Origin of the sequence: Pseudomonas kielensis (assembly GCF_030505375.1) — a bacterium.
GTDB lineage: Bacteria > Pseudomonadota > Gammaproteobacteria > Pseudomonadales > Pseudomonadaceae > Aquipseudomonas > Aquipseudomonas kielensis.
The window spans coordinates 5,740,245-5,767,039 of the sequence record NZ_CP130043.1; the positions used below are offsets into that span (position 1 = coordinate 5,740,245).

Genomic DNA, 26,795 nt, shown 5'->3' on the forward strand with positions numbered 1-26,795 from the left:
CATCGGTCTTTATAGAGAGACAGGGTCGCCATGGGTCGCTGACAAGTCAGCGCCTACAGGGAAATACCCATCCCTTGTAGGAATTGGCTTGCCAGCGAACGCGCCCTTTCCATCATCACAGCTCTCAAAACCGAGACAAAACATTAAAAAATATTACCAATAATAGAATTTATTGTTTTATATCAACCACTTACAAACCTGGCACAAAACCCGCTATAGCCCCTCTCACACCCGCTTCACCCCTAAAAAAATAACAATCGAAGGAGACACACCATGAGTGTGATCATTGCCTTGGCAGCCCTCGCGCTGCTGATGCTCGCAGCCTACCGTGGCTATAGCGTTATCCTCTTTGCCCCGATTGCCGCCCTTGGCGCCGTCCTGCTGACCGACCCCTCCGCCGTTGCTCCCGCCTTTACCGGGGTGTTCATGGAGAAAATGGTCGGCTTCATCAAACTGTATTTCCCGGTCTTCCTGCTCGGTGCGGTGTTCGGCAAGCTGATCGAGCTGTCGGGTTTCTCGCGCTCGATCGTGGCCGCCGCGATCCGCCTGCTGGGCACTCGCCAGGCAATGCTGGTGATCGTGCTGGTCTGCGCCCTGCTCACCTACGGCGGCGTCTCGCTGTTCGTGGTGGTGTTCGCCGTGTACCCCTTTGCGGCCGAGATGTTCAAGCAAAGCAACATTCCCAAGCGACTGATCCCGGCCACCATCGCCCTTGGCGCGTTCTCGTTCACCATGGATGCCCTGCCAGGTACCCCGCAAATCCAGAACATCATCCCCAGCACCTTCTTCAACACCACCGCCTGGGCTGCGCCGTGGCTGGGGGTGATCGGCACGATATTCGTGTTCTGCGCCGGCATGCTGTTTCTCCAGCGCCAGCGCAACAAGGCCCAGCGCAGCGGTGAAGGTTATGGCAGCGAGCTGCGCAACGAGCCGGAAACCGCCGAGGACCTCAAGCTGCCCAACCCCTGGCTGGCCCTGTCGCCGCTGCTGGCGGTGGGCATCATGAACCTGCTGTTCACCCACTGGATTCCCCAGTGGTACGGCAAGACCCACAGCCTCAGCCTGCCCGGCATGACCGCGCCGGTGACCACCGAAATCGCCAAGCTCACCGCCATCTGGGCCGTGCAGGCAGCCTTGCTGGTGGGCATCCTGATGGTGCTGGTATTCGGCTTCCAGGCCATTCGCAGCAAGCTTGCCGAAGGCAGCAAAAGTGCGGTCAGCGGCGCCCTGCTGGCGGCCATGAACACGGCCTCGGAATACGGCTTCGGTGCGGTCATCGCCTCCCTGCCGGGTTTCCTGGTGCTGGCCGACTGGCTCAAAACCATCCCCAATCCGCTGGTCAATGAAGCGATCACCGTGACCCTGCTGGCCGGTATCACCGGTTCCGCCTCGGGCGGCATGAGCATCGCGCTGGCGGCCATGGCCAACGACTTCATCGCCGCCGCCCACGCCGCCAACATCCCCCTGGAAGTGCTGCACCGGGTGGCGGCCATGGCCAGTGGCGGCATGGACACCCTGCCCCACAACGGCGCGGTGATTACCCTGCTGGCGGTCACGGGCCTGACCCACCGCGAAGCCTACAAAGACATTTTCTGTATTACGCTGATCAAGACCCTGGCGGTCTTCGTCGTCATCGCTACCTTCTACGCCACCGGCATTGTGTGAGGCATTCATGACATCTCTTTCGGGCAAGACCGCACTGGTCACCGGTTCCACCAGCGGCATCGGCCTGGGCATCGCCCTGAGCCTGGCCAAGGCCGGCGCCAACCTGATCCTCAATGGGTTTGGCGACGCCTCGCAGGTCATCGCCGACGTCGCGCAATTGGGCGGCAAGGTCGGCCATCACCCGGCCGACGTCAGCGACCCGGCGCAAATCGCCGAGATGCTGGCCTACGCCGAGCGCGAGTTCGGTGGCGTCGACATCCTGGTCAACAACGCCGGGATCCAGCACGTATCGGCCGTGGAAGACTTCCCGGTGGAACGCTGGGACGCAATCATCGCGATCAACCTGTCGTCGGTGTTCCACAGCACCCGCCTGAGCCTGCCGGGCATGCGCACCAAGGGCTGGGGGCGGATCATCAACATCGCCTCGGTGCACGGCCAGGTCGGTTCGGTGGGCAAGGCCGCGTACGTCGCCGCCAAGCATGGGGTGATCGGCCTGACCAAGGTGGTCGGCCTGGAAACCGCCACCAGCAACGTCACCTGCAACGCCATTTGCCCCGGCTGGGTGCTGACGCCGCTGGTGCAGAAGCAGATCGATGACCGCGCCGCCGCTGGCGTCGAGCCGCAGCAGGCCCAGCATGACCTGCTGGCCGAGAAACAACCGTCGCTGGAATTCGTCACCCCGCCGCAACTGGGCGAACTGGTGCTGTTCCTGTGCAGCGATGCGGGCAGCCAGGTACGTGGCGCGGCCTGGAATATCGATGGCGGGTGGCTGGCGCAGTAACGCACTGCCTTGGTGGGTGGGTCGGTGGGATTGTGGGCTCGCCCCACACCCACCCCCCAAACAATAAAAATTACACCCAGCACCACCTGCCCCAACCTAAAAACAAGAGGCAAGTCATGTCCGAAATTCTCTGGCAACCCAGCCCCGAACGCATCGCCCAGACCCGCATGGAAGCCTTCCGGCACCTGTGCAACCAGCGCCACGCCCTGGCAATCACCGACTACCCGGCCCTGCACCAGTGGAGCATCGACCAGCGCGAAGACTTCTGGCAGGCCATCGTCGACTACTTCGGCATCACCTTCCACCAGCCCCCCGAGACGGTGCTGCGTGAAGGCCGGCAGATGCCCAGCGCCCAGTGGTTTCCCGGGGCCACCCTGAATTTTGCCGAACACCTGTTGCGCCGGCGCGATGACGCGGTGGCGGTGATCGCCATCGGCGAGGATGGCCAGCGCGAACAACTGAGTTTTGCCGAACTGGCCAGCCACGTAGCCGGCCTGCAAAAGAGCCTGCAAGCAGCCGGCGTCGGCCTTGGCGACCGGGTCGCGGCGTGCATGCCCAACACCTGGCAAACCCTGGTCGGCATGCTCGCCACCACCAGCCTGGGGGCGGTCTGGTCCTGTTCTTCGCCGGACTTCGGCACCCAGGGCGTGATTGACCGGTTCGGCCAGATCGAACCCAAAGTGCTGATAACCTGTGCCGGCTATCACTATGCTGGCAAGGCCATCGACCAAACCCTCAAGCTCAACGAAATCCTCCAGCGCCTGCCATCCCTGGAACACTTGATCATCGTGCCGTACGCCCGTCCCCAGGCACGTACCGAGGACTACGCCAGCCAGGCCCGCATCAGCCTGTGGCAGGACTTTTATCAGGCCGGCGGCGAGCCTGAATTTGTCGCCGTGCCCTTTGCCCACCCGCTGTACATCCTCTATTCCAGCGGCACCACCGGCGTGCCCAAATGCATCATCCACAGCACCGGTGGCGTGCTCCTGCAACACGTCAAGGAACACGGCCTACACGTCGACCTCGGGCCCGCCGACCGATTGTTCTACTACACCACCTGCGGCTGGATGATGTGGAACTGGCTGGTCTCGGCACTGGCCGTGGGCAGCAGCATCGTGTTGTACGACGGCTCGCCCTTCCACCCGGGGCCGCAACGCCTGCTCGACTTGATCGAGCACGAACGCATCACCGTCTTCGGCACCAGCCCCAAGTACCTGGCCACCCTGGAAAGCAACGGCCTGCAACCGCGCCTGAGCCATGACCTGAGCAGCCTAAAGACCCTGCTCTCGACCGGCTCGGCGCTGTCGCCCCACAGCTACGACTACGTTTACCGGCAGATCAAGCCCGACCTGTGCCTGGCCTCGATGTCCGGCGGTACCGACATCATCTCCTGCTTTGTCGCCGGCAACCCGTTGCTGCCCGTGCGTCGCAGCGAGATGCAAGGCAAAGGCCTGGGCATGTCCATCGAAGTGTGGAACGACGCGGGCCAGCGGGTGATTGGCGAGAAAGGCGAACTGGTCTGCACCCGCCACTTCCCGGCCATGCTCATCGGCCTGTGGAACGACCCCCAGCAGGAAAAACTCCACGACTCCTACTTCAGCCAGTTCCCCGGCGTCTGGGCCCAGGGCGACTACGCCGAAGAACTGACGCATGGCAGCTGGATGATCCATGGCCGCTCCGACGCCGTGCTCAACCCGGGCGGCGTGCGCATTGGCACGGCGGAAATCTATCGCCAGGTGGAAAAGGTTGCCCAGGTACAGGATTGCGTCGCCATCGGCCAACAGTGGCAGGACGACGTGCGCGTGGTGCTGTTCGTGCGCCTGGCCGACGGCGCAGTGCTGGACGAGGCCCTGGAGCAACAGATTCGCCACGTGATCCGCGCCAATACCACACCGCGTCATGTGCCGGCGAAAATCCTCGCGGTCAGCGACATCCCGCGCACCATCAGCGGTAAGGTGGTCGAGCTGGCAGTGCGCAATGTGGTGCACGGCCGGCCGGTGAAAAACACCGACGCCCTGGCCAATCCCGAGGCCCTGGAACAGTTTCGCCAGCGCCCGGAACTGCAGGAGTAACGCAGGCTGGGCGATGAAATCGGGCAGCGGCGAGACTTTTCCGGCCGCCAGGCGTCTACATCCTCGACATGCCCGATGACAGGACGCAGGAACCCGCGATGAATCACTCCCCCAACGGCGGCGACGCCCAGGCCCTGATTGCCCGCCTCGACTGGACACAAAGCCCGCTGGGGCCTGCCAGTCAGTGGCCGCAGAGCCTGCGCACCGCGGTGGACATCGTGATTCACTCGCCGATGCCCATGCTCCTGCTCTGGGGCCCGCAACTGGCGCAGATCTACAACGACGGCTTCGCCCTGCTGGCCGGCAACAAACACCCCAAGGCGTTCGGCCAGCCCACGCACCTGACGTGGCCGGAGCTCGAGGATTTCACCACGCCGATCTACCGCGCGGTGCTGCAGGGCCAGGTGCGCTCCTACAGCGAGCAACGGTTCAGCCTGCAACGCGAAGGCCAGGAACAGGAATTCTGGCTGGACCTGACCTACAGCCCGATACGCGACGAGCATGGGCAAGTCGCCGGGATCCTGGTCACCGCCATCGAAACCAACGAACGCCGGCGCATCGCCCTGGAGCTCAAGCAACGCTCGGACGCCAGCCTCAAGGCCCAGCAAGACAGCGAGCAGCGCCTGCAACTGGCCCTGGCCGCCACCGAGTCGGTCGGCACCTGGGACTGGGATATCGGCAACGACCGGTTTCTCGCCGACGCCCATTTCGCCCAGTTGCACGGCGTCGACCCGAGCCGCGCCGGCCAGTTGCCCATCAGCGAGTACCTGCACGGCGTGCACCCGCAAGACCGGGCCATGGTCACGCGCAGCATCAAGCACTGCATCACCCACGCCGACGAATACGCCGAGGAATACCGCCTGCTGCAAGCCAATGGCGAGGTGCGCTGGGTGTTTGCCCGGGGCCGCTGCTACAAGGATCACCACGGCCGGCCGATCCGCTTTCTCGGTGCCGCCCTCGACCTGACCGAACGCAAACAGACCGAGCAAGCCCTGCGTAATCTCAATGAAACCCTGGAGGAACGGGTGGCCGCGCGCACCCAGGCCCTGGCGGAGGTCAACCAGCGCCTGCAGAACGAAATGTTCGAGCGTGAACGGGCCGAGGATGCGTTGCGCCATGCGCAGAAAATGGAAGCCGTGGGACAGCTCACCGGCGGCATCGCCCATGACTTCAACAACATGCTGACCGGCATCATCGGCAGCCTGGACCTGATCCAGCGCTACATCGGCGAGGGCCGTACCGAGGACATCGGGCGCTTTGCCGAGGCGGCCGTGGCTTCGGCCAATCGCGCAGCCGCCCTGACCCACCGCCTGCTGGCCTTCTCCCGCCGGCAATCGCTGGATCGCCAACCGCTGGACCCCAACAACCTGGTGCGTTCGCTCGAAGAGTTGATCCGCCGCACCAAGGGCGAACACATCGAGCTGAAATTCGATCTGGCCCCCGGCGTGTGGCCGGTCAACACCGATGCCGGGCAGTTGGAAAATGCCCTGCTCAACCTGGTGATCAACGCCCGCGATGCCATGCCCGACGGCGGCGAATTGCTGATCGAAACCGCCAACAGCTACCTGGACGGCAACGACATCAGCACCCTGGAGCCGGTCAAGGCCGGCGACTACGTCATGCTCGGCGTACGCGACAACGGTTCGGGCATGAGCCCACGCGTGCTGGCCAAGGCCTTCGACCCCTTCTTCACCACCAAGCCCATTGGCCAGGGCACTGGCCTGGGCTTGTCGATGATCTACGGTTTTGCCCAGCAATCCGGCGGCCACGCCACGCTCAGCAGCGAGGCCGGCCAGGGCACCTGCGTGCGTCTGTACCTGCCGCGCCTGCACAGCCCGGCGCAGGCGGCGGCCCCCACGCCGAACCTGGGCAGTACCTTCGCGGTCGCCGGTGAGTCGGTGCTGCTGGTGGAAGATGACCCGGCGGTGCGCCTGTTGGTGCAAAACGTGCTCACGGAACTGGGCTACAGCACCCACGCCGCCGAAGACGCCAACACCGCGCTGCGCTTGCTGGAATCGGAGTTGCGCATCGATCTGCTGGTGACCGACGTCGGCCTGCCCGGGATGAATGGCCGGCAACTGGCGGAGATCGCCCGCCAGCATCGCCCCGAGCTGAAAGTGCTGTTCATGACCGGCTACGCGCAACAGGCCGCCGAACGCCAAGGGTTTCTCGACGAGGGCATGGACCTGCTGGCCAAGCCGTTTACCCTCGAACAACTGGCCGGCAAGATTCGCCAGATGATCCGCCCCGCAGGCGGATATCAGGCATAATCGCGCCCCGCCGCCACCACCGTTCCAGGGTAACTGTCCGAATGAAAGCTCAAGCCCGCCATATTCTGGTGAAAACTGCCGATGAGGCCGAACAGCTCAAGCAACGTATCGCCAAGGGCGAGGCGTTCGATGTGCTGGCCAAGAAGTACTCCACCTGCCCGTCCGGCAAGCGCGGCGGCGACCTCGGCGAAGTCCGGCCCGGGCAAATGGTCGGCGCCATCGATGCGGTGATTTTCAAAAAGCCGTTGCGCGTGGTCCACGGGCCGATCAAGAGCAAGTTCGGTTATCACCTGGTGCAGGTGTTCTACCGCGACTGAGCCCTGGCTTCAGCTCCTGGGAATCAATGCGCCCGGCACCTGGGGGATTGGGGCCACGCGTATTCATCAGCATAGATTCCCGGGTGGTTCGCCTGTGGGAGCGGCCTAGAAACAGGTCGGCATGCTTTCAATCACCTGCAACTGCTCATCCACCAACAAGCCGTTGCGCCACTTATCGAACGTCAGGCACGGGTGGGAGGTGCCGAACGAAATGATGTCGCCTACCCGCAGCTCGATGCCCGGCGCCACCGTCATGAAGGCATGCTGGTCCATCACCGCCGTGACCTTGCACGCCGCCACGTCATCGCCCACCGCCGGGACTACACCGGCCGGGTAGCGGCGCAACGGCACCGGCAATCCGGCGTCGTAGGCCACGTCGCGCTTGCCCAGGGCAATCACCGCAAAGCCCGGTTCCGGCAACGACTGCACATGGGCCCAGACTTCCAGCGCCGGGCGCAGGCCTTCGTGCAGGTCGCTACGGCGACCCAGCACGCAGCATTGCGCCTCCTTGTAGATGCCATGGTCGTGGGCCACATAACTGCCCGGGCGCAACACGCTGAGAAAACGCCCCGCCGCGTTCTGCGCCGCAAAGGATTCGGCGATCAGGTCGTACCAGGCCGACCCCGATGCTGTGACGATCGGCCGCTCCAGGGCGAACGCGCCGCTGTCTTGCAACTGCACGGCCAGACGCACCAGGGAGGCGGCAAACTCACGGATGCCACTGACCGCCTGCTCACCGTGGATCACCCCTTCGTAGCCTTCGATACCGGTCAAGGCCAGGCCCGGATGGGCCTCGATCGCCGCCGCCAGCGCCAGGACTTCGGCTTCGCTGCGGCAACCACAACGACCACCGACCACGCCGTACTCGATCATCACGTTCAAGCGCTGCCCACGCGTGGCAAAAAACGCACCGAGGTCGGCGACGTTGTCCGGGTGATCGACCATGCAGTGGAAATCAAAGTCCGGGTCGACCAACAGGTCGGCAATCAGCGCCATGTTCGGTGCGCCGACCAACTGGTTGGCCATCAATACCCGACGCACGCCGTGGGCGTAGGCGGCTCGGGTCTGCACGGCGGTGGCCAGGGTAATGCCCCAGGCACCGGCCGCCAGTTGCCGGCGAAACAGGGCCGGGGTCATGCTGGTTTTGCCGTGGGGCGCCAGTTGCGCGCCGCTGGCAGAAACGAACTGCTGCATCCAGCTGATGTTGTGCTCAAGCGCTGCGCGGTGCAGCACCAACGCCGGCAGGCTGACGTCCCGCACCAGGTGCGCGCCCACCGGCGCAGCGCCTTTTTCCACGGCAGCGATGTTCAACGTAAAAGACATGCTTTCACTCCTTGCACGGCCGGCAGCGGCCAGGGTTATTCGTTGAGGCGCCGGGCCATGCGGTTGGCGCTGTCGATCAGCACCCGGCGGTAGGCGTCGTAGTGGTCCCTGGCATCGGCCCTTGGAGCGACGATGCACAAGGTGGCAATGGCCACGCCGTCCGGGTCTTTGACCGGGGCGGCGAAACAATGGGTGAAGGTGTCGGCCACGCTGTCGAAGGAGAAGAACCCATCGATCCCGGCCTGGCGGATCTCGGCCAGGAAACGTGGCACCGGCAGCGCCTGGCCGTCAGGCAGGATGAAGTCCTCGGCGGCAATCAGCTCGACAATCTGCTGGTCACTCAGGTGCGCCAGCAGCAGGCGCCCGGACGCGGTCCAGGGGATCGGCGCGTTCTCGCCGATGTCCGAGGAAATACGGAAATGCCGCTGGCCCTCCTGCATCAGCGCCACCGTGTATTTGCGCCCGTTGAGCAGGCACATCTGCGCGGTTTCGCCAGTCTGGCTGACGATCTCCTGCAGGGCCTGCCCGGCTTCGCGGGTGAGGTCGAAATGACGCAAGTGCGCCTGCCCCAGAAAGTACAGCTGGCGCCCCAGGTACACATGCCCGTCCTTGCCCACCGGCTGCAGGATCCGCCGCTCCAGCAGGGCCGCCACCAGCTCGTAGACCGTGGACTTCGGGCTGCCGATGCCGTTGGCGATATCGTTGGGACGCAGCGGCTCGCCGATTTCCTTGAGGAAGTCGAGGATATCGAACGCCCGGTCCAGCCCTCGGGCCCGACGCTTGATAGGGTCGTCGCTCATGGTTGCGGCCTCCCCGGCTTCAGGCTTTTTTCTTGTAGGCGACGCAATCGATCTCGACCTTGCAGTCGACCATCATGTTCGCTTGCACACAGGCCCGGGCCGGCGCATGTTCAGGACTGAAGTACTCGGAGAAGACTTTGTTGAAGCTCCAGAAATCCCGTGGGTCCGCCAGCCAGACGCCGGTGCGCACCACGTCTTCGAGGCCGTAACCGGCTTCTTCGAGGATCGCCACCAGGTTGCGCAGGGTCTGGTGGGTCTGCTCGACGATCCCGCCGACAATGATTTCGCCATCCACCGCCGGCACCTGCCCCGACACATGCAGCCAGCCGTCGGCTTCAACGGCCCGGGCGAAAGGACGCGGCTGACCGCCGCCGGCGGTGCTGCCGGTGCCATAACGAGTGATGCTCATGGTGGATCTCCTGTGTGAGAAGTAACGGCCAATTCCGCTATAGCGGAACACGCTATGCAATAGCGGAACCAACGGCGAAAAGTGTGCCACAGCGCGCCGGGAGAATCCCAGGGTATTTGTTCACCCGCCGCGACCAAGGCAACACTCGCATCCGCCTCACGCCGTTGGACAACACCGCGCCGGCCTGCTTCTATTCAAGCTTCAGCCGACATCCATGTGCGTCCGGGTATTCCAGGGAAAACAAGGCGAACGATGTTCAAGACCATTGAAGATGAAGTGCTGAAAAAAGCTGCCCCGGCAGCCTTGCAACGGGAATTTGCGCAGTATCACTTCGAGCGGCAACAGCGTTTCTGCCTGTTGATCTACATCGCCAGCATCGTGATCTGGCTGGTCTTCGACCTGATCGTCAGCTTCATGGGCGGGCTGCGCTTTACCTACCTCTCGCCACTGTTCCTGGGGGCCCTTTCGATCATTGCGACCCTCCTGGCGTTCACCCGCAAAGCCCTGCACTTTCACCGCCTCAATGTGCTGTTCGTGCTACTGATGACCCTGAGTATCCGCATGGTCATCGACGCCTTGCCCGCGAACTTGCAACCGGCCTGGCTGGTACTGGCCGCCTCCAGCATTCTCTACAGCGCCTCGGTGCTGCCGCTGAGCCACGGCTCGTTCTACGGCGCGCTGCTGATCACCTGGCTGGTGCTCAACCCCTTCTACGGCACCGATATAGAACTGCTGGACCTCAAGGGCACGATAACCGCCTGCTACTCGGTATTCCTCAGCGCCCTGACCCTCTACAGCTTTGTGAAACTGCGCCAAGCCAGGCTCTACGCCTACATCATGTCGAAGCTGCTGCTGGACCAGGCCTACCTCGACACGCTGACCGAAATCCCCAATCGCCGCGCGTTCATGACCACCGCCACCCGGCAACTGCAAGCGCACCCGCGTGAGCACGAGCATTACCTGGCGATGGTCGATATCGACAATTTCAAGAAGGTCAATGACACCTACGGGCACGACATTGGCGACCTGGTGCTCAAACGCATCGCGGCCAACATCAAGGCGGTCATGGCCGAATACGCGTACGCACGACTGGGGGGGAGGAATTTGCGATCTACTTGTCCGGGGTCCACCGTGACGACGTCGAAGACCTGGCCGCACGCCTGTGCCAGACAGTGCGCGAGGATCCCAGCGAATACCCGGTGACCATCAGCATCGGCCTGACCCAGGTGGCCGCCAGCGACTCATTGAGCCAGGCATTGAGAAAAGCCGACGAAGCGCTGTACCAGGCCAAACACAGCGGCAAGGACCGTTACACCTTTGCTGCGTGAAATCACGAGCGTGTTCACGATGCCAGTCAAGAAACCTGTGGGAGCCGGCTTGAACTCCCATAGGGTCTGCGGCGTACCCGAGGCTGGTGTTGGCCTGGGTGGTGTACGCAGGATTTGTAGGAGCGAGCCTGCTCGCGATGGCCTGGAGAACACCGCACACACCCTGAATGCACGCGATATCGTTAACGTCCATCGCCGGCAGGCGCCTTATTGGTGAGGAGAGGCGCTCGAAATGCTTTTCCCAAGCGACTAGCAGCACTCGTTACCTCCTACAAATCCCATCTGGAGGATCTCAAGCGCTTCTTGAAACCGGCCCTCGTTTTTAAAGTCGATACCCAAAGCAATAGCTGCCTTGCCATGAGCCTGCTCAGCCGCCTTGCGCAAATATCGCAACGACATGGCCGTGTCCTGCTTTAGCCCAGCTGTTCCGCTTTTCAGGAGGAGACCGATAAAGTAGTGCCCGTCGCTACGTTCGCATCGATCAGTTGCTGACTCAGGCGCAGGTGGTCCCCGCCCCCAAGCATGAAATGGCCGCGCATGCTGCCATTTTGCAGATTGATATTGGCCTTGTAATGGCCGTTTCGGCCGCAATACGGTACAGCCGCGCGATCTCCAGATCGAGCGACTTGTCCTGCTTGAGCAGGTTGTTTTTCTGTAGCCAGCGGGCGTACTGAAATAGCTCATCGGTCTCGGCGGACGGCGCAGGGATTTGCTCGTGAGCGCAGGTAAAGGCCAGCTTGGCTTTGATCTCGGTCAGCGGGTTTAGGGAAGTATCCCGATTCGGATGAGTTGGGGCGCTGCCGGTATCGCAGGCGGCCAGCAGCAGGCTTGTCAGCAACAGGCTCAGATGCATGCCCCGGACCACTCTCCTGTTGATATTGGGCACACCTTGGAAGGCGAACACGTCAATGATGTTTCTCATGCCTTACCCCAACAGCTGCCATTCGATGTTTTCCTCATTGACCGTGATTCTGTCGGCAAGCAAAAAGCGCGGCTGGTGACTCTGAACCCTAAGGGTCGGCATGATCTCGTTCTCTTCGAAGCGGCGGATGGCGCCGTCTTTCAGCCCCAAGTCCGCCTGGCGACTCAGGCGCACCGCCTGCCAGTAGCCGGTCTGCGGGCAAGCCTGGCCGCTGGAGCAAGTCGGTGCGGGAAAACCGATCTTGATGAACGCGGGGGAACCGGGCATGGCCCTGCCGGTCGCCGGCTCAAGGAGCTTGGCCTTGGCCAACTGCCGGATCAGCACCTCGCTGGGCCTTTTCGGTGGGACATTGGCCAGGCGGGTTTCCAGCCATTGCAACTTGCCGTTCCAGGCCGGTAGCTTGGCTGGAGGTAGGGGGAGGATTTCATTGACTTCGGGGACTTTCGGGTCGGCATAGGAGTAGTCCGCTAGCAGACTCCAGATTTTTTCATAACGCTCAGCGCGTTCAAGGTCTTGCTGTTGGGCGAGGTAATCCGATTTGTCGGTTGTAGGAGAGCCTCGAAATGCGTCTTCCAACCAGCCAGCAGCGCCCTCGTCACCAGCTACAACACCCATCTGGAATGCCTCAAGTGCCTCCTGATACTGTCCATCTGTCGAAAGGTCAACTCCTAGCGCCCTAGCAGCCTTGCCATGACCCTGCTCGGCCGCACAGCGGCGCATCTTCCGGGCAGCGTCCGGCGCGATGTCAATCGGCGCCAGTATGTCCCCCACATCGTACTGTGCTTGAGCACTTCCCTGATCAGCCGCCTTACGAAAGTAACGCAACGACATGGCCGTATCCTGCTTCAACCCCGCCGAACCGCTCTTCAGGAAGAGGCCAATAAAGTAGTACCCCGTCGCCACGTTCGCGTCGATCAGTTGCTGACTCAGACGCAGATGGTCCGCGCCACGGAGCATGAAATGGCCGCGCATCGCGCCATTTTGCAGATTGATATTGGCCTTGTAATGGCCGTTTTCGGCCGCAATACGGTACAGCCGCGCGATCTCCAGATCGACTGCCTGATCCTGCTTGAGCAGGTTGTTTTTCTGTAGCCAGCGGGCGTACTGAAATAGCTCATCGGTCTCGGCGGACGGCGCAGGGATTTGCTCGTGAGCGCAGGTAAAGGCCAGCTTGGCTTTGATCTCGGTCAGCGGGTTTAGGGAAGTATCCCGATTCGGATGAGTTGGGGCGCTGCCGGTATCGCAGGCGGCCAGCAGCAGGCTTGTCAGCAACAGGCTCAGATGCATGCCCCGGACCACTCTCCTGTTGATATTGGGCACACCTTGGAAGGTGAACACGTCAATGATGTTTCTCATGCCTTACCCCAACAGCTGCCATTCGATGTTTTCCTCATTGACCGTGATTCTGTCGGCAAGCAAAAAGCGCGGTTGGTTACTTTGAACCCTCAACGTCGGCATGATCTCGTTCTCTTCGAAGCGGCGGATGGCGCCGTCTTTCAGCCCCAAGCCCGCCTGGCGACTCAGGCGCACCGCCTGCCAGTAGCCGGTCTGCGGGCAAGCCTGGCCGCTGGAGCAAGTCGGTGCGGGAAAACCGATCTTGATGAACGCGGGGGAACCGGGCATGGCCCTGCCGGTCGCCGGTTCAAGGAGCTTGGCCTTGGCCAACTGCCGGATCAGCACCTCGCTGGGTTTTTTCGGTGGGACATTGGCCAGGCGGGCTTCGAGCCACTGCAACTTGCCGTCCCAGGCGGGGAGGTTGGCTGGAGGTAGGGGGAGGATTTCGTTGATTTCGGGGACTTTTGGGTCAGCATAGGAGTAGTCCGCTAGTAAACTCCAGATTTTTTTATAACGCTCAGCTCGCTCAAGGTCTTCCTGTTGGGCGAGGTAATGCGCCTTATTGGTGAGGAGAGGCGCTCGAAATGCTTTTCCCAAGCGACTAGCAGCGCTCTCGTTACCTCCTACAACACCCATCTGGAAGACCTCAAGCGCCTCTTCATACCGACCCTCGTACTTTAGGTCGATACCCAAGGCAACAGCTGCCTTGCCATTGCCCTGTTCAGCCGCACAGCGGCGCATCTGCCGGGCTACGTCCGGCGCAATGTCGCTAGGTGCCAGCTTGTCCCCCACATCGTACTGGGCTTGAGCACTGCCCTGATCAGCCGCCTTGCGCAAATATCGCAACGACATGGCCGTGTCCTGCTTCAGCCCAGCCGAACCGCTCTTCAGGAAGAGGCCAATAAAGTAGTACCCCGTCGCCACGTTCGCGTCGATCAGTTGCTGACTCAGACGCAGGTGATCCGCGCCACGGAGCGTGAATTGACCGCGCATAGTGCCGTTTTGCAGGTTGATATTGGCTTTGTAATGGCCATTCTCGGCCGCAATGCGGTACAGCCGTTCTATCTCGGCGTCGACGCTTTTGTCCTGCTTGAGCAGGTTGTTCTTCTGCAACCAACGGGCGTACTGGAATAGCTCATCGGTCTCGGCGGACGGCGCAGGGATTTGCTCGTGAGCGCAGGTAAAGGCCAGCTTGGCTTTGATCTCGGTCAGCGGGTTTAGGGAAGTATCCCGATTCGGATGAGTTGGGGCGCTGCCGGTATCGCAGGCGGCCAGGAACAGGCTTGTCAGCAACAGGCTCAGATGCATGCCCCGGACCACTCTCCTGTTGATATTGGGCACACCTTGGAAGGCGAACACGTCAATGATGTTTCTCATGCCTTACCCCAACAGCTGCCATTCGATGTTTTCCTCATTGACCGTGATTCTGTCGGCAAGCAAAAAGCGCGGCTGGTGACTCTGAACCCTCAGGGTCGGCATGATCTCGTTCTCTTCGAAGCGGCGGATGGCGCCGTCTTTCAGCCCCAAGCCCGCCTGGCGACTCAGGCGCACCGCCTGCCAGTAGCCGGTCTGCGGGCAAGCCTGGCCGCTGGAGCAGGTTGGTGCGGGAAAACCGACCTTGATGAACGCGGAGGAGCCGGGCATGGCCCTGCCGGTCGCCGGCTCAAGGAGCTTGGCCTTGGCCAACTGTCGAATCAGCACCTCGCTGGGTTTTTTCGGTGGGACATTGACCAGGCGGGCTTCGAGCCACTGCAACTTGCCGTCCCAGGCGGGGAGTTTGGCTGGGGGTAAGGGGAGGATTTCGTTTATTTCGGGGACTTTGGGGTCTGCGTAGGAGTAATTTGCGAGGATCCGCCAGATGGTTTTATAACGCTCAGCACGTTCAATGTCTTCCTGTTGACCAAGGTAGTACAACCTATCGGATGAGGGATGACCGCGAAAGGCTTCTTCTAACCTACCAGCGGCGCTCTCGTGACCTGCTACAACACCCATCTGGAAGACCTCAAGCGCTTCCTGATACCGGCCCTCGTTTTTAAGATCGACACCCAAAGCAATAGCTGCATCGCCATGATCCTGTTCAGCCGCACAGCGGCGCATCTGCCGGGCAACATCAGGCGCGATGTCAATCGGCGCCAGTATATCCCCCACAGCGTACTGGGCTTGAGCACTTCCCTGATCAGCCGCCTTACGAAAGTAACGCAACGACATGGCCGTATCCTGCTTCAACCCCGCCGAACCGCTCTTCAGGAAGAGGCCAATAAAGTAGTACCCCGTCGCCACGTTCGCGTCGATCAGTTGCTGACTCAGACGCAGGTGATCCGCGCCACGGAGCGTGAATTGACCGCGCATAGTGCCGTTTTGCAGGTTGATATTGGCTTTGTAATGGGCATTCTCGGCCGCAATGCGGTACAGCCGTTCTATCTCGGCGTCGACGCTTTTGTCCTGCTTGAGCAGGTTGTTCTTCTGCAACCAACGGGCGTACTGGAATAGCTCATCGGTCTCGGCGGACGGCACAAGGATCTGCTCATGTACACAGGTAAAGGCCAGCTTCGCTTTGATTTCGGTCAGCGGGTTCACGGAAGTATCCTGGGTCGGGTGATTAGGGGTGCTGCCGCTATCACAGGCGGCCAGCAGCAGACTTGCTAGCAATAGGAACCGGCGCATCAGTCAAGGTCCGTCACTTTTTTTTCGCCGTAATAAAACTCGACGAGCGGAGTGTCGGGCGTCAATTTTTTCGATTGGCGATCTTTGTTGTCCGTGATGATGTCCTCCCAAGCCTTGAACGCCTCCTCCGGATCATCCTGCGCCCCCCTCTTATCCGTATGCAGACTCCACAACCGTCGCCGCATCGCCTGGGTCACACTCATCCACTCATGGGCAATGTTCAGCTCACTGTCCACCTGCATGCTGCGGGTGTTGATGTTGGCCGAGCCGTGGGTGGTGAACACGTCATTGACGATCATCAGTTTGGAATGGATGTACACCGGCATCCACGGTTTTCCGGCCGGGGAATCAGGCGCGACCAGCGAGCACACGTGAATTTTCAGGCCCGGACGCGCAGACGGAACGAGCGTACTGCTCTCGATCGCCGCAATCTGCTCCTTGAGCCAGATCTGTCGAAACTCGTTGTTTCTGGCGGCATCCCGTTGCGCTTCACGGGCTTTATCGCTCATCTCGCCGCCGCCCAGCGCGTCAGTCAGACTGGTCAGTGTGAGCAAGGCCTGTTGTTCGAGGAGTTCAGCCAGGGTCGGTGCCTGGGCGTCTACTTGGGCTTTGGCCTGTTCAATGCGCTGTAACTTGGTGATTTCAGGAATGGTCTCGCCGCGCCCGAGGCTTTCGAGCATGCGCTGCGTGTTCAAGGAACCTGGGCCTACGCCATCTTTGCTGGCATTGGTGATCACAAACAGGTGCAAGTTGCCATGCAAGCCCGGATCGCGTCCCGCGCGGGTTTGGTCAGCCGCCGCTTTTTTGATGGCCTCGGCCAACGGTGGCCAGCGAAAGTACTGGTTCTCGATATAGATGAACTGGGTCGCGTTGTTGACAGCCTTCAGGTAGAGCTTTTCGATGTCGCGCTTTTTTGGGTCTTGCGGTTGGGTGCGCACGATCTGCGCGATTTGTCGGGTGGTGTCTGGGGTGCATTGCAATTGCGGCCCCACCTGCATGGCCTGGCGTGAAGCGAGCAGGTCCTCTCCGGTCTCCTTGCGCCAGGCGGTGGCGAAGTTATGGTGCAGGTGTTCCAGAATGGGCCCGCTGACCTGGCTGGAAATATCCTGGCGTGGAGTATCGCCACGGGGGCCGCGATTGGGTGCAGGTTTGGTGCCTTCAGCACGGTTCAGCGCTGTGTGGTCATCAGTGTCCCAGTACTCGTCGAGCATGTTGTGGCCCATGACAAAGCCAACGGCAATGTCCGTCTGTTCATAGTCGACCAGGACGGTTTTCTGATGGTGGGTCGGGCCGATGGCCATCGCGCCTAACGTGTCGAGGCTGAGCTGCGGGTCGAGGCTTTTGTATTTGGCCTGATAGGTAATTTCAGCCCGCTCATGCACACTGAAACCGCGACTGACAAATACCGGAATGTTGCGAGCTGGCCGAATCGCAGGCGCCAGGTGATCGGCGAATGCACATCGGGAAAACCATCGCCGATCGTCGGCATATTGGTCATCGGTGGAAGGTTGCAGCGCCCGATCCCCAATACGGATCTGACCTTTGCCAGGCAGGTTTGATTCGCCCGTCGTCGCCCCAGCAAGATTAAACGGCGCCTCCCACCCCAACACCCGAACCTCGACCCCTTTTTGTGCTTTGGCCATCAGCAGTTCGCCAATGCTCGGAGCGCTGCCATCGCGGATAAAGTACATCGACGGCTGAAAACCCCAACAGATGATGTCAATGGTTTTTGTGGCATTGGCAATGGCCAGGTGCACGGCCCTGAAAGCCTCTTCACCGTTGATCAGCGGTTGATAGGTGGCCATCGCAGGTGGGTATTCGGTGTCCTGCACGTACCAAGGAGAGGTACAGGTCACCTGTTGGGTGTGTTGCAGGGCGACGGGGGAAACAATGTCGGGTTCAGTCATGAGGTTTTCCCTTCCTCGTCACTGATTGGTCTCATCACCGCGGCGTACAGGGCTCGGTGATCCGTGTGGGAGTTGGGTTGGCTGACCTCGTGGCTGGCTTGTGAGTGGTGATTGTGCATACCGCCGTTGGCCAGATGCGCCTGCTCTGCATTGCGGTAGTCGGTGGGCACCGGGATCTGGTAGTTCACGCCGTTGGCCAACTCCATTCGGTACTGCCGGGTCACGACCTGATGATCGATCAACACGTGCCCGGACTCGTCCAGCACGCCCTGTTTGAGCACTGCGCCGTCGGCATAGAGCGTGTAGGGCATGCCTGCCCAGCCACGATGGGAAGCGTTGGGGGTTTGCGCCACGCTGAGCCGCAACGGTTGTTTGGTCAGGCTCTGTGGGTATTGCGGATGCGAAGCGGTCAGGCTGGCTGGCCCCAGATAGTCGAAATACGGCGACTTGATGTTGTAGTCCCCCAGCGTCCCGGACTCGATGCAGTTCTGATCAAGGGTGATGTAGCTGCCCCCGGCATTGAGGGTGATTTTTTTCTTCGCCGTGATGCGGATTTCGTCCTCGGTGCTGGTGATCTCCAGGCCGTGGCGGGCCATCAGCTGCAACCTGTCGTTCTGTGCCTGGACACTCACCGGGCCCTGGTTGGCGATCAGCTTGATCCCCAGCTTGCGCACAAACAGGCTCAACCCCTGCCCCACCCCCATGAACAGACGCTTGGCCACACTGATGTCCGCTTGCGCGCCGGCGCTGAGCATCAAGTTGTTTTGCGCGGCCAACTGCAGGTGCTGGCCACTGGTGAGGGCAACGCCTTGGGGAGCGCTGAGCAATATGACCGAGGACTTGAGTTGGTCGATCTGCTCGCGGATCGACGATATTTGCGCCTTTACATCCGCGGGATCGGCATTGGCGGCCTGGGCATCGGCCGACACGTTTTCCAGTTGGTCGCCGGCCTGTTGCAACCGGCCCAACGCGGCGCTCATGTCCAGCATCGGTCCCTGGGCTTTGGGCTGTGCATCAGCGCTGATGAAGACGCCGCTGCCGGCACGAATAACCCCGTGCCCATCGGTGCGCAGCTCCGCGCCCTGACCCCGTGGCTGACGCTGAGCGTCGACCAGATGCCCCAGGTTCAACTGGCTCTTGCCGCTGTGTTCGGTGCTGAGTTTGATGTGCTCCTCGCCACGGCTGTCGTCCATGCGCAATTTGTTGTTGGCCGGGGTGCGCAGCACGTTGCGTTTGTAGTTGTGCAGGGTCACGGGGTCGGGGTGCTGGCTGTCGTGCAGGGCGTGGGCGATGTAAGGGCGGTCCGGGTCGCCTTGTTCAAAGGCGATGGCCACTTCGGTGCCGGCGATCAGCGGCAGGTGAAGGCCGTGGGTGTCGCCGGCGTACGGGCGGGCCAGGCGTAGCCACAGGCTTTCTTCGCCGGGTTTCCAACTGTCGCGGTCGAACAGCAGGTTGACCTTGTAGCGCCCTTCGAGGTCGATGTGGCCGTAGGGGTCGTTGGCCCGGTTGCTGGTGACCCGCGCAGGGACGGTGCCGGCGATCTGCGGTTTGCTCGGCACCGGCGGGCGGAAGCACACGCTGTCCGAGTAGGGAATGGCCTGAAAACGGACCTCCAGGCTGCGGTCGCGGGCGGCGCTAAGGCTCAGCTGAGTGATCAGCGCGCCAGGGGCAAAGGCCTTGGGTGCACCGCCGGAAATGTTCAGGACCTGGCCCGGGGCCAGGGTCGCGCTGCTGCTGATGCCGCTGAGTTGCGTCTGGTCGTTGAGGTAACGCTCGTGGCGCAGGCGGGCGTAGAAAAAGCCGCTTTCGCTTTGCAGCTCTTCGTCCTGGTCGAGGGCGTCGCCCAACTGGGTATACGGTTCGGCGTACAGATAGGCCTCGCCGTAGGTGCTGCTCGCCCCGCGGCTCTGGTCCACGTCGCCCTTGAGCCACGCGTTGGCCTGGCGTGGGTCGTAGGCGCGAAAGTGAACGTGTTGCTCCACCACCTGGTGACGAGTCTCCAGTTGCCAGACGGCGTCCTGGGCGCTGCTGCTCAGGCCGGAGGTCGGTCGATAGGGCAGTTCGACGTCGAACTGATAGTGACGCTGGGCGTCATGCAACTCCAGCACGTCGATGCCCAGGCGCTCGTCGTTGGTAACGCGGTACCAGATCCCGACCTCGGCCAGCAGCCGCGAGATAAAGGCCAGGTCGCTTTCACCGAACTGCATCACCTGCTCGCGCTTGGGGTACTCGCGCAGCAGGTCGAAAAAGAAGTCCTGGCCTTCGAAGCCGTGGCGGCTGCGCAGGATGCTCTCGACGATCTGCGGCACTGATTGGTGCTGGTAGATGCGGAACTGTTTGCCCCGCGCCAGCAACGCCAGGCGCGGTTGCAGGGTCAGCTCATAGCGTGCTTCATCCGCCGAGCCGGACAGGCGTCGAAAAGCTGTGACCACACCGCGCAAAGCACGCAGGGGCAGGACCACGTCGGGGGCGCTGAAGCTGAACACCGGCACGTTCGACGCCAAGGCGTACAGGCTCAACTGCGCACGCTGGCCGAGCATCTGCGCGGCCTCGATTTCAGCGGCACTGCTGGTGAATTCGATGCGGTAGCTGAACGGCTGGCTGAGTTGCTCTTCGCCTTCGAAAGCGAGCACGTCAAGCGGCGCCTCGCCCCCCTCGACCTGTAGCTTGTGCCGGCTGTGGTCGAAAAATCTGGTCATTTGGGTGGGCACGAGGCGGGCTCCATGGCGTTTTCAGCCTGTCTTAAAACCTCGAACCCTAGTTCCATCCCACATAGCAAAACCAGCCCTCCAAGGCTGATCAGGACCGATCCTACGCAAGCCACAGACCGGCCCTACATCCAGCACTTGAGAGGATGCCTCACCGACGTACAAGTGTTCCTTTTAGGGGCAGTCGCTGGGCAGAGATGCCCTCACAAAGGTGGAAGCACGTCAGGAGGTTTTCCGTCTGCGCGCAAGAGCCGTCAACGCTCACACCTATTGCCTGGATCACGATGTGCTCTTCAGCACCTTCGCCGGCCAGATACCGTAGGCCAATCAGTGCCGCTCACTCAGGGCAAGCAACGATAGCTCTCCCACAAGGGAAATTCGTACACCAGGAAAAGCCAGGCCGGCCGGGAGGCCGCCGTGCTCTGGCTCTTGATCTTGATCCACCCGCCCATCGGCAAGCTGAGCGAAGGTGTCTATCCGGGGGAGGCGCGTAGCGTCGTGCGGCGAAGCCGCATGCATCGAGAGGAGGTGCAGCGAAGCAAACCGGAGGCGATGCCCCCGGATGGATACCGTAGCGAAGGTACCCCTAGCCTAAGCGAGGGGCCGTACGTCAGGGGAAAGAGCCCTTGGTTACTTGGGGCTTCCAAGTGACCCACCGTCAGGGCGGAGCCCTAAGCAGCCCTCACCGCGGCAACGGATATCCCCCTCCCGTCACCCCGCCCCAAGATCATCAATATGCCGATACCCAGCCCCCAACTCCCGAGCCAGATCCCGAGCCCGACCCAATCGAATCGGGCCACGCTCAATATCCACCAACACACTCGGACAATCGAACACAGGCAGGTTCGACCAAGCCTTGAGACGACCATCAGTCACCAACAACACACGCTGAACTTCCTCCGGAAAGCGTTTTTGCCGCCGCCCCAACCACCGCCCCGCCTCGCCAAGGGCCGCCAGCAACGGCGTACCGCCACCGGCCCCCAACCCCTCAAGCCAATCCCGCAGACCGCCGGAAGCCTTCAAACCCTGGACCTGCCAACTGGGAGCCAACCCGCTGACGGCAAGCAACGCCAGGCGCGCGCGCTGCCGGTAGGCGTCGTCGAACAGCTGCGCCAACAGGCCCTTGGCATCGGCCAGCGCCTGATGCCGGCGGGTCGAGGCCGAGGCATCGACTATCACCAGCCACAGTTCGTGGGGCGCTCGGCTGCGCAAATGGAACAGCAGCGCGTCGCGGCTGCGTGGCCGGCCCTTGAGCAGCGTCCCCGGCCAATCCACCGATCCGCTGCCGGCGTTGCGGCGCGGCCCCTGCCGACCATTCTTCAAGCGCCCCGCCCGGGGCCTGGCATCCGCCCCCGCATCACAGCGCGGGCGAATGCCTAGGGCTTTTTTGGCCAGCTCGGCACTTCACGGCGAACACCGGTGGGCAGCGCCTGGGCCGGCATTTCACCCCACTGGCCCTGGCCCGCGTCGGCGTTCGGTGATTGAGGGGCAGACGCCGGGGGCGCCGGTTGTGGGTCCGAGGCAGGCGGCGTTGCCTGGCGACGGCGATGGCGCAGGGCAAATTCGGCGACCGCTTCGATATCGCTGTCCTCGATCGCCGTTGCCCCTCGCCACGCCGCATGGGCACGGGCGGCGCGCAGCCACACCAGGTCGGCGCGCAGGCCATCGACCCCGGCGGCGAAACAGCGTTCGGTAATCTGTGCCAGCGCCTGATCGTCGAGGGCTATCTCACTCAGCAGCCGGCGCCCCTGCTGGCAACGCTCACGCAGGGCCAACTGGCTGGTTTCCCACTGCGCACAGAAAGCCTGCGGGTCGCTGTCGAAATCCAGGCGACGGCGGATGATCTGCCCGCGCTCCAGCGGCGCGGTGTGGCCGCTGAGGGCGACATTCAAGCCAAAGCGGTCCAGCAGTTGCGGGCGCAGTTCGCCCTCTTCCGGGTTCATGGTGCCGATCAGCACAAAACGCGCCGGATGACGGTGGGAAATGCCGTCACGCTCGATCAGGTTGGTGCCGCTGGCTGCCACGTCGAGCAGCAGGTCCACCAGGTGATCGGGCAGCAGATTGACTTCATCGACGTACAGCACCCCACCATCGGCCTTGGCCAGGACCCCCGGGGAAAACTGCGCGCGGCCCTCGCTCAATGCCGCATCCAGGTCCAGGGTGCCGACCAGCCGTTCTTCGGTTGCGCCCAGGGGCAAGGTGACGAACTGACCGCTGGCCAACAGGTCGGCCAGGCCACGGGCCAGGGTCGACTTGGCCATGCCGCGCGGCCCCTCGATCAGCACGCCGCCGATTTTCGGGTCGATGGCAGTCAGGCACAGCGCCAGCTTGAGGGCGTCGGCGCCGACCACGGCGGACAGCGGGAAATGGGGGGTGTCGGTCATCTCGGGTCTCGGCTACAACGGTTGTCTGTCACATCGCTTTCGCTGGCTTGCCAGCGAAGGCGGATGCACAAGGGTTCAGGAATCTTCTTCGATATCCAGCAGCAAATGTTCCAGTGCCTCACGGTACTCGCCAGGCGCTTGCCATAGCCCGCGCTGTTGCGCTTCGAGCAGGCGTTCGGTCATGTCGCGCAGCGCATGGGGATTATGCTGGCGCACGAACTCGCGGGTCGAGGGGTCAAGCAGGTAGGCGTCGGCCAGCAGAGCGTACTGGTGATCGTCGATCAACTGGGTGGTGGCGTCGAAGGCAAACAGGTTGTCCACGGTCGCCGCCAGTTCGAAGGCACCTTTGTAGCCATGGCGCTTGACCCCTTCGATCCACTTCGGGTTGGCGGCGCGGGAACGGATGACCCGGTTCAACTCTTCCTTGAGGGTGCGGATGATTGGCCGGTCCGGCTGGCTGTGATCGCCATGGTAGCTGGCTGCCGCGGAGCCGCTGAGGCTTTCCACGGCGGCCAGCATGCCGCCCTGGAACTGGTAATAGTCGTTGGAGTCGAGCAAGTCGTGCTCGCGGTTATCCTGATTCTGCAGCACCGCCTGGACCTGGCTCAGGCGCTGGGCGAACTGGCTGCGCGCGGCGGTGCCCTCGTCGGCGCCACCGTAGGCGTAGCCACCCCAATTCAGGTAGACCTCGGCCAGATCGTCGCGGCTTTGCCACAGGCGCCCATCGATGGCGCCCTGCACACCCGCCCCATAGGCACCCGGCTTGGCCCCGAAGATCCGCCAGCCGGCCTGGCGAGCCGCCGCGTCGCTATCGAGCCCCGCGTGCTGCAAGGCTTGCCGCTCCTCGCGGACCTTGGCCGCCAGCGGGTTCATGTCATCGGGCTCGTCCAGCGCGGCCACGGCTTGCACTGCGGCATCGAACAGGCGAATCAGGTTGGCGAAGGCATCGCGGAAGAACCCGGATACGCGCAAGGTCACGTCCACTCGCGGGCGGTCCAGCAGGCTCAGCGGCAGGATCTCAAAGTCGTCGACCCGCTGGCTGCCCGTGGCCCAGACCGGACGCACGCCCATCAATGCCATGGACTGGGCGATGTCGTCGCCGCCGGTGCGCATGGTGGCCGTGCCCCATACCGACAGGCCGAGCTGGCGCAAGTGATCGCCGTGGTCCTGCAGGTGGCGTTCGAGGATCAGGTTGGCCGACTGGAAACCAATGCGCCAGGCGGTGGTGGTCGGCAGGTTGCGCACGTCCACCGAATAGAAGTTACGGCCAGTGGGCAGCACGTCGAGACGTCCACGGCTCGGCGCGCCGCTCGGACCGGCCGGGACAAACCGACCCGCCAGGGCGTCGAGCAAGCCTCGCATTTCCGCCGGGCCACAGGCATCCAGGCGGGGGGCGACGACTTCGCGCAGGTGGCCGATGATCGCGCTGACTTCAGCCCAGCATGCGTCCTGTGGGAGCAGGTCGGTGGGGGCAATCGCTTCGTACGCAGGCTCGCTCCCACAGGGCAACGACTGGGCCGCAAGCGGGCTCACTGCCTGCTCGATCAGGTGCGCGGCAAACAGCTCAAGGCGCTCGCGGGTATCGCCGGCGGTGCGCCAGGCGTCCTCGCCGAGGCGCTGCAACTCGTCCGGCTTGGGGCCGCTCCACGGTGCCGACAATTCACAATCCAGCGGATCAAAACCCAGGCCGAACGCCTTGGCCAAGGCCCGCAGCAAGCTCGACTGCGCGCCCCGCCCGTCGCCCCGGGGGATGCGCAACAGCGCGAGCAAGGTGTCGATGCGCAGGCGCCCGCTGGGTGACTCGCCGAACACATGCAGGCCATCGCGGATCTGCGACTCCTTGAGGTCGCACAGGTAGGTGTCCAGGCGCGGCAACCAGATCGCCGCATCGGTCTGGCTGTCGAGTTTGCCGTCCAGTCTGCAGTTCCCGATCGATGTGGGTTTCGCGCACCAGTTCGAGAATCTCCCGCTGCAGTTCACGGGCGCGCCGTGGGTCGAGCAATTGGGCTTCGTAGTACTCGTCCGCCAGCAACTCGAGGTTGCGCAGCGGGCCGTAGGTTTCGGCGCGGGTCAGCGGCGGCATCAAATGGTCGATGATCACCGCCTGGGTCCGGCGCTTGGCCTGGGCGCCCTCTCCCGGGTCATTGACGATAAACGGATAGATATTCGGCAGCGGCCCCAGCAGCGCATCCGGCCAGCAACTCTCAGACAGGCCGACGCCCTTGCCCGGCAGCCATTCGAGGTTGCCGTGCTTGCCCACGTGAATCAGCGCATGGGCACCGTAGACCTGGCGCAGCCAGAAATAGAACGCCAGGTAACCGTGGGGCGGCACCAGGTCCGGGTCGTGATACACCGCGCTCAGGTCGACCTGATAACCCCGCGCCGGCTGGATGCCGACGAAGGTCAGGCCAAAGCGCAGCCCGGCGATCATCAGGCGCCCGCCGCGGAACATCGGGTCCTCCTGCGGCGCGCCCCAACGCGCCAGCACCGCCGCGCGATTGGCGGCGGGCAAGGCGTCGAACTGGGCCTGGTAGTCGTCCAGCGCCAGACTTTGCTGGCAGGGGCGCTGGTCGATGCTGTCCAGGTCGTTGCTGACCCCGCCGAGCAGTTGGCGAATCAGCTCGGTGCCGCTGTCCGGCAGTTCGTCCGGCAGCGGATAACCTTCGGCCTGCAGCGCCCGCAGGATGTTCAAGGCCGCGGCCGGGGTGTCCAGGCCAACGCCATTGCCGATACGGCCGTCGCGGGTCGGGTAGTTGGCGAGAATCAACGCCACGCGCTTTTGCCCATTGGCCACCCGCGCCAGCTCGCTCCAGCGGCGCGCCAGTTCGGCGACAAAATCCATGCGCTCCGGTTGCGCCCGGTAGCAGACTACGTCGCACTGGCTGCGCTCGCTGCGCCAGGCCAAGTCCTTGAAGCTGATGGGCCGGCTGATGATGCGCCCGTCCAGTTCCGGCAAGGCGATGTGCATCGCCAGATCCCGCGGCCCCAGGCCCTGCTCGCTGGCGCGCCAGCCGGGCTCGTTGTCCTGGGCGCAGATCGCCTGGATCACCGGGATGTTGCGGCGAAACGGCCGCAGATGCGGCGCATCCGGGCTGGATTGGGCAAAGCCGGTGGTGTTGAGAATCACTGAGGCCTGGACGTGATCCAGCCAGTCCTCGACCACCGCCAGGCAGCCGGGCTCTTTCAGGCTGGCCACGGCAATCGGCAGCGGGTTGAGCCCCGCCGCCTGCAAGCGCTGGCAGAAAATATCGATGAAGGCGGTGTTGGCCGCCTGCAAATGGGAACGGTAGAACAGCACCGCCGCCACCGGTTGCCCGGCCTGCCAGTCGGCTTGCCAGGTGGCCAGGTCGGGCTGGCTGTGCCGCGGGTGATAGATCGCGGTACGCGGCAGGGTTTGCGGTTCGGCCCACGGGTAGTCGCGGCCAAGCCAGCGACTGGCCAGGCAGCGGTACAGGTCCAGGGCATTGCGCTTGCCGCCCTGGCGCAGGAAGTGCCACAGCCGCTCCCGGTCCTGCACCGCCACCGTACTCAGGTCGCTCAGTTCCGGATCGGGGCGGTCATCGCCCGGTACCAGGATCAGTTGCACCCCGCGCCGGGACAGTTCCACCAGGCGCTCGACGCCGTAGCGCCAATAGCCGATGCCACCGTGCAGGGAAATCAGGATGACTTTGGCATGGCGCAGCACCTGGTCGACGTACAGGTCGACCGACGCGTGATTCTGCACCTGCATCGGGTTGGCCAGCCGCAGGCTGGGGTAGTCATCCGGCAGTTGCTGGGCCACTTCGGCCAGCAGCGCCAGGCTGGAATCGCCGCTGCACAGGATCACCAGGTCGGCGGGGGTTTGCCCGAGGTCGGCAATATTGTCGTCGGCAACAAAACCGCCGGGCTGGGTCCTGAGCAGGTGCATGGG

At 62.9% G+C, this 26,795-nt stretch carries 15 protein-coding genes and 3 pseudogenes; 6 read left to right on the forward strand and 12 right to left on the reverse strand.

Features of this window, described 5'->3' with window-relative positions:
- Window positions 1-273: 273 nt before the first annotated feature.
- From Q1W70_RS26610 to Q1W70_RS26630, 5 genes are all read left to right on the forward strand, one after another.
- Window positions 274-1,665, forward strand: coding sequence for a GntP family permease (locus tag Q1W70_RS26610; protein ID WP_166589504.1), 1,392 nt, complete (start codon window positions 274-276; stop codon window positions 1,663-1,665).
- A gap of 7 nt (window positions 1,666-1,672) precedes the next feature.
- Window positions 1,673-2,446 carry a 3-hydroxybutyrate dehydrogenase gene (locus tag Q1W70_RS26615; protein WP_302098417.1) on the forward strand — a complete coding sequence of 258 codons (774 nt, stop codon included), beginning with the start codon at window positions 1,673-1,675 and terminating at the stop codon, window positions 2,444-2,446.
- 116 nt (window positions 2,447-2,562) lie between these two features.
- Window positions 2,563-4,518 (forward strand): acetoacetate--CoA ligase, encoded by a 1,956-nt coding sequence (locus Q1W70_RS26620; protein WP_302098418.1) that lies wholly within the window; start codon window positions 2,563-2,565, stop codon window positions 4,516-4,518.
- 98 nt (window positions 4,519-4,616) lie between these two features.
- Window positions 4,617-6,788 carry a response regulator gene (locus Q1W70_RS26625; RefSeq protein WP_185818676.1) on the forward strand — a complete coding sequence of 724 codons (2,172 nt, stop codon included), beginning with the start codon at window positions 4,617-4,619 and terminating at the stop codon, window positions 6,786-6,788.
- A 41-nt stretch (window positions 6,789-6,829) separates the two neighbouring features.
- Entirely contained in the window at window positions 6,830-7,105 is a 276-nt protein-coding gene (locus Q1W70_RS26630; protein ID WP_095170376.1) for a peptidylprolyl isomerase, read from the forward strand.
- Between the two features lie 105 nt (window positions 7,106-7,210).
- On the opposite strand, the gene Q1W70_RS26635 is transcribed toward Q1W70_RS26630, so the two are convergent.
- From Q1W70_RS26635 to Q1W70_RS26645, 3 genes are read right to left on the reverse strand one after another with little or no spacing between them, the layout of a single operon-like run.
- Window positions 7,211-8,428, reverse strand: coding sequence for an amino acid deaminase (locus tag Q1W70_RS26635; RefSeq protein ID WP_166589509.1), 1,218 nt, complete (start codon window positions 8,426-8,428; stop codon window positions 7,211-7,213).
- Between the two features lie 35 nt (window positions 8,429-8,463).
- Entirely contained in the window at window positions 8,464-9,228 is a 765-nt protein-coding gene (locus Q1W70_RS26640; protein WP_166589510.1) for an IclR family transcriptional regulator, read from the reverse strand.
- A 19-nt stretch (window positions 9,229-9,247) separates the two neighbouring features.
- Window positions 9,248-9,637: a RidA family protein gene (locus tag Q1W70_RS26645; protein WP_095170372.1), complete on the reverse strand. Its 390-nt coding sequence runs from the start codon at window positions 9,635-9,637 to the stop codon at window positions 9,248-9,250.
- 252 nt (window positions 9,638-9,889) lie between these two features.
- Here Q1W70_RS26645 and Q1W70_RS26650 point away from each other — a divergent pair.
- Window positions 9,890-10,965: pseudogene (locus Q1W70_RS26650) on the forward strand (GGDEF domain-containing protein).
- Between the two features lie 206 nt (window positions 10,966-11,171).
- Here the strand turns inward: Q1W70_RS26650 and Q1W70_RS26655 are convergent.
- The 9 genes and pseudogenes from Q1W70_RS26655 to cobN form a co-directional block, all read right to left on the reverse strand.
- Window positions 11,172-11,818 (reverse strand): annotated as a pseudogene (locus tag Q1W70_RS26655) (SEL1-like repeat protein); the annotation flags it as partial.
- Between the two features lie 72 nt (window positions 11,819-11,890).
- Complete coding sequence (locus Q1W70_RS26660) at window positions 11,891-13,243, reverse strand: SEL1-like repeat protein (protein ID WP_436799871.1); 1,353 nt, start codon at window positions 13,241-13,243, stop codon at window positions 11,891-11,893.
- Between the two features lie 3 nt (window positions 13,244-13,246).
- On the reverse strand, window positions 13,247-14,530 hold the full coding sequence (locus Q1W70_RS26665; RefSeq protein WP_302098916.1) for an SEL1-like repeat protein: 1,284 nt from the start codon (window positions 14,528-14,530) through the stop codon (window positions 13,247-13,249).
- A gap of 72 nt (window positions 14,531-14,602) precedes the next feature.
- Complete coding sequence (locus tag Q1W70_RS26670) at window positions 14,603-15,886, reverse strand: SEL1-like repeat protein (protein ID WP_302098419.1); 1,284 nt, start codon at window positions 15,884-15,886, stop codon at window positions 14,603-14,605.
- Window positions 15,886-17,793, reverse strand: a complete 1,908-nt coding sequence (locus Q1W70_RS26675; protein WP_302098420.1) for a phosphatidylserine/phosphatidylglycerophosphate/cardiolipin synthase family protein — start codon at window positions 17,791-17,793, stop codon at window positions 15,886-15,888. The genes Q1W70_RS26670 and Q1W70_RS26675 overlap by 1 nt, the downstream gene beginning before the upstream one ends.
- Entirely contained in the window at window positions 17,790-20,492 is a 2,703-nt protein-coding gene (locus Q1W70_RS26680; protein WP_302098421.1) for a type VI secretion system Vgr family protein, read from the reverse strand. The genes Q1W70_RS26675 and Q1W70_RS26680 overlap by 4 nt, the downstream gene beginning before the upstream one ends.
- 720 nt (window positions 20,493-21,212) lie before the next feature.
- Window positions 21,213-21,824: a vWA domain-containing protein gene (locus tag Q1W70_RS26685; RefSeq protein WP_302098422.1), complete on the reverse strand. Its 612-nt coding sequence runs from the start codon at window positions 21,822-21,824 to the stop codon at window positions 21,213-21,215.
- Window positions 21,825-21,877: 53 nt separating this feature from the next.
- The gene (locus Q1W70_RS26690; protein ID WP_182344300.1) at window positions 21,878-22,885 is read right to left on the reverse strand and encodes a magnesium chelatase ATPase subunit I; all 1,008 of its coding nucleotides are present in this window, start codon (window positions 22,883-22,885) and stop codon (window positions 21,878-21,880) included.
- 75 nt (window positions 22,886-22,960) lie between these two features.
- Window positions 22,961-26,792: pseudogene (cobN, locus tag Q1W70_RS26695) on the reverse strand (cobaltochelatase subunit CobN).
- Window positions 26,793-26,795 lie beyond the last annotated feature (3 nt).

Excerpts from the sequence above, each read along its gene's own strand:
- Q1W70_RS26610 (WP_166589504.1), top strand. The coding sequence starts at position 274 with ATGAGTGTGATCATTGCCTTGGCAGCCCTCGCGCTGCTGATGCTCGCA.
- Q1W70_RS26615 (WP_302098417.1), top strand. The coding sequence starts at position 1,673 with ATGACATCTCTTTCGGGCAAGACCGCACTGGTCACCGGTTCCACCAGC.
- Q1W70_RS26630 (WP_095170376.1), top strand. The coding sequence starts at position 6,830 with ATGAAAGCTCAAGCCCGCCATATTCTGGTGAAAACTGCCGATGAGGCC.
- Q1W70_RS26640 (WP_166589510.1), bottom strand. The coding sequence starts at position 9,228 with ATGAGCGACGACCCTATCAAGCGTCGGGCCCGAGGGCTGGACCGGGCG.
- Q1W70_RS26675 (WP_302098420.1), bottom strand. The coding sequence starts at position 17,793 with ATGACTGAACCCGACATTGTTTCCCCCGTCGCCCTGCAACACACCCAA.
- Q1W70_RS26635 (WP_166589509.1), bottom strand. The coding sequence starts at position 8,428 with ATGTCTTTTACGTTGAACATCGCTGCCGTGGAAAAAGGCGCTGCGCCG.
- Q1W70_RS26670 (WP_302098419.1), bottom strand. The coding sequence starts at position 15,886 with ATGCGCCGGTTCCTATTGCTAGCAAGTCTGCTGCTGGCCGCCTGTGAT.
- Q1W70_RS26690 (WP_182344300.1), bottom strand. The coding sequence starts at position 22,885 with ATGACCGACACCCCCCATTTCCCGCTGTCCGCCGTGGTCGGCGCCGAC.
- Q1W70_RS26680 (WP_302098421.1), bottom strand. The coding sequence starts at position 20,492 with ATGACCAGATTTTTCGACCACAGCCGGCACAAGCTACAGGTCGAGGGG.
- Q1W70_RS26625 (WP_185818676.1), top strand. The coding sequence starts at position 4,617 with ATGAATCACTCCCCCAACGGCGGCGACGCCCAGGCCCTGATTGCCCGC.
- Q1W70_RS26660 (WP_436799871.1), bottom strand. The coding sequence starts at position 13,243 with ATGAGAAACATCATTGACGTGTTCACCTTCCAAGGTGTGCCCAATATC.
- Q1W70_RS26665 (WP_302098916.1), bottom strand. The coding sequence starts at position 14,530 with ATGCATCTGAGCCTGTTGCTGACAAGCCTGTTCCTGGCCGCCTGCGAT.
- Q1W70_RS26645 (WP_095170372.1), bottom strand. The coding sequence starts at position 9,637 with ATGAGCATCACTCGTTATGGCACCGGCAGCACCGCCGGCGGCGGTCAG.
- Q1W70_RS26620 (WP_302098418.1), top strand. The coding sequence starts at position 2,563 with ATGTCCGAAATTCTCTGGCAACCCAGCCCCGAACGCATCGCCCAGACC.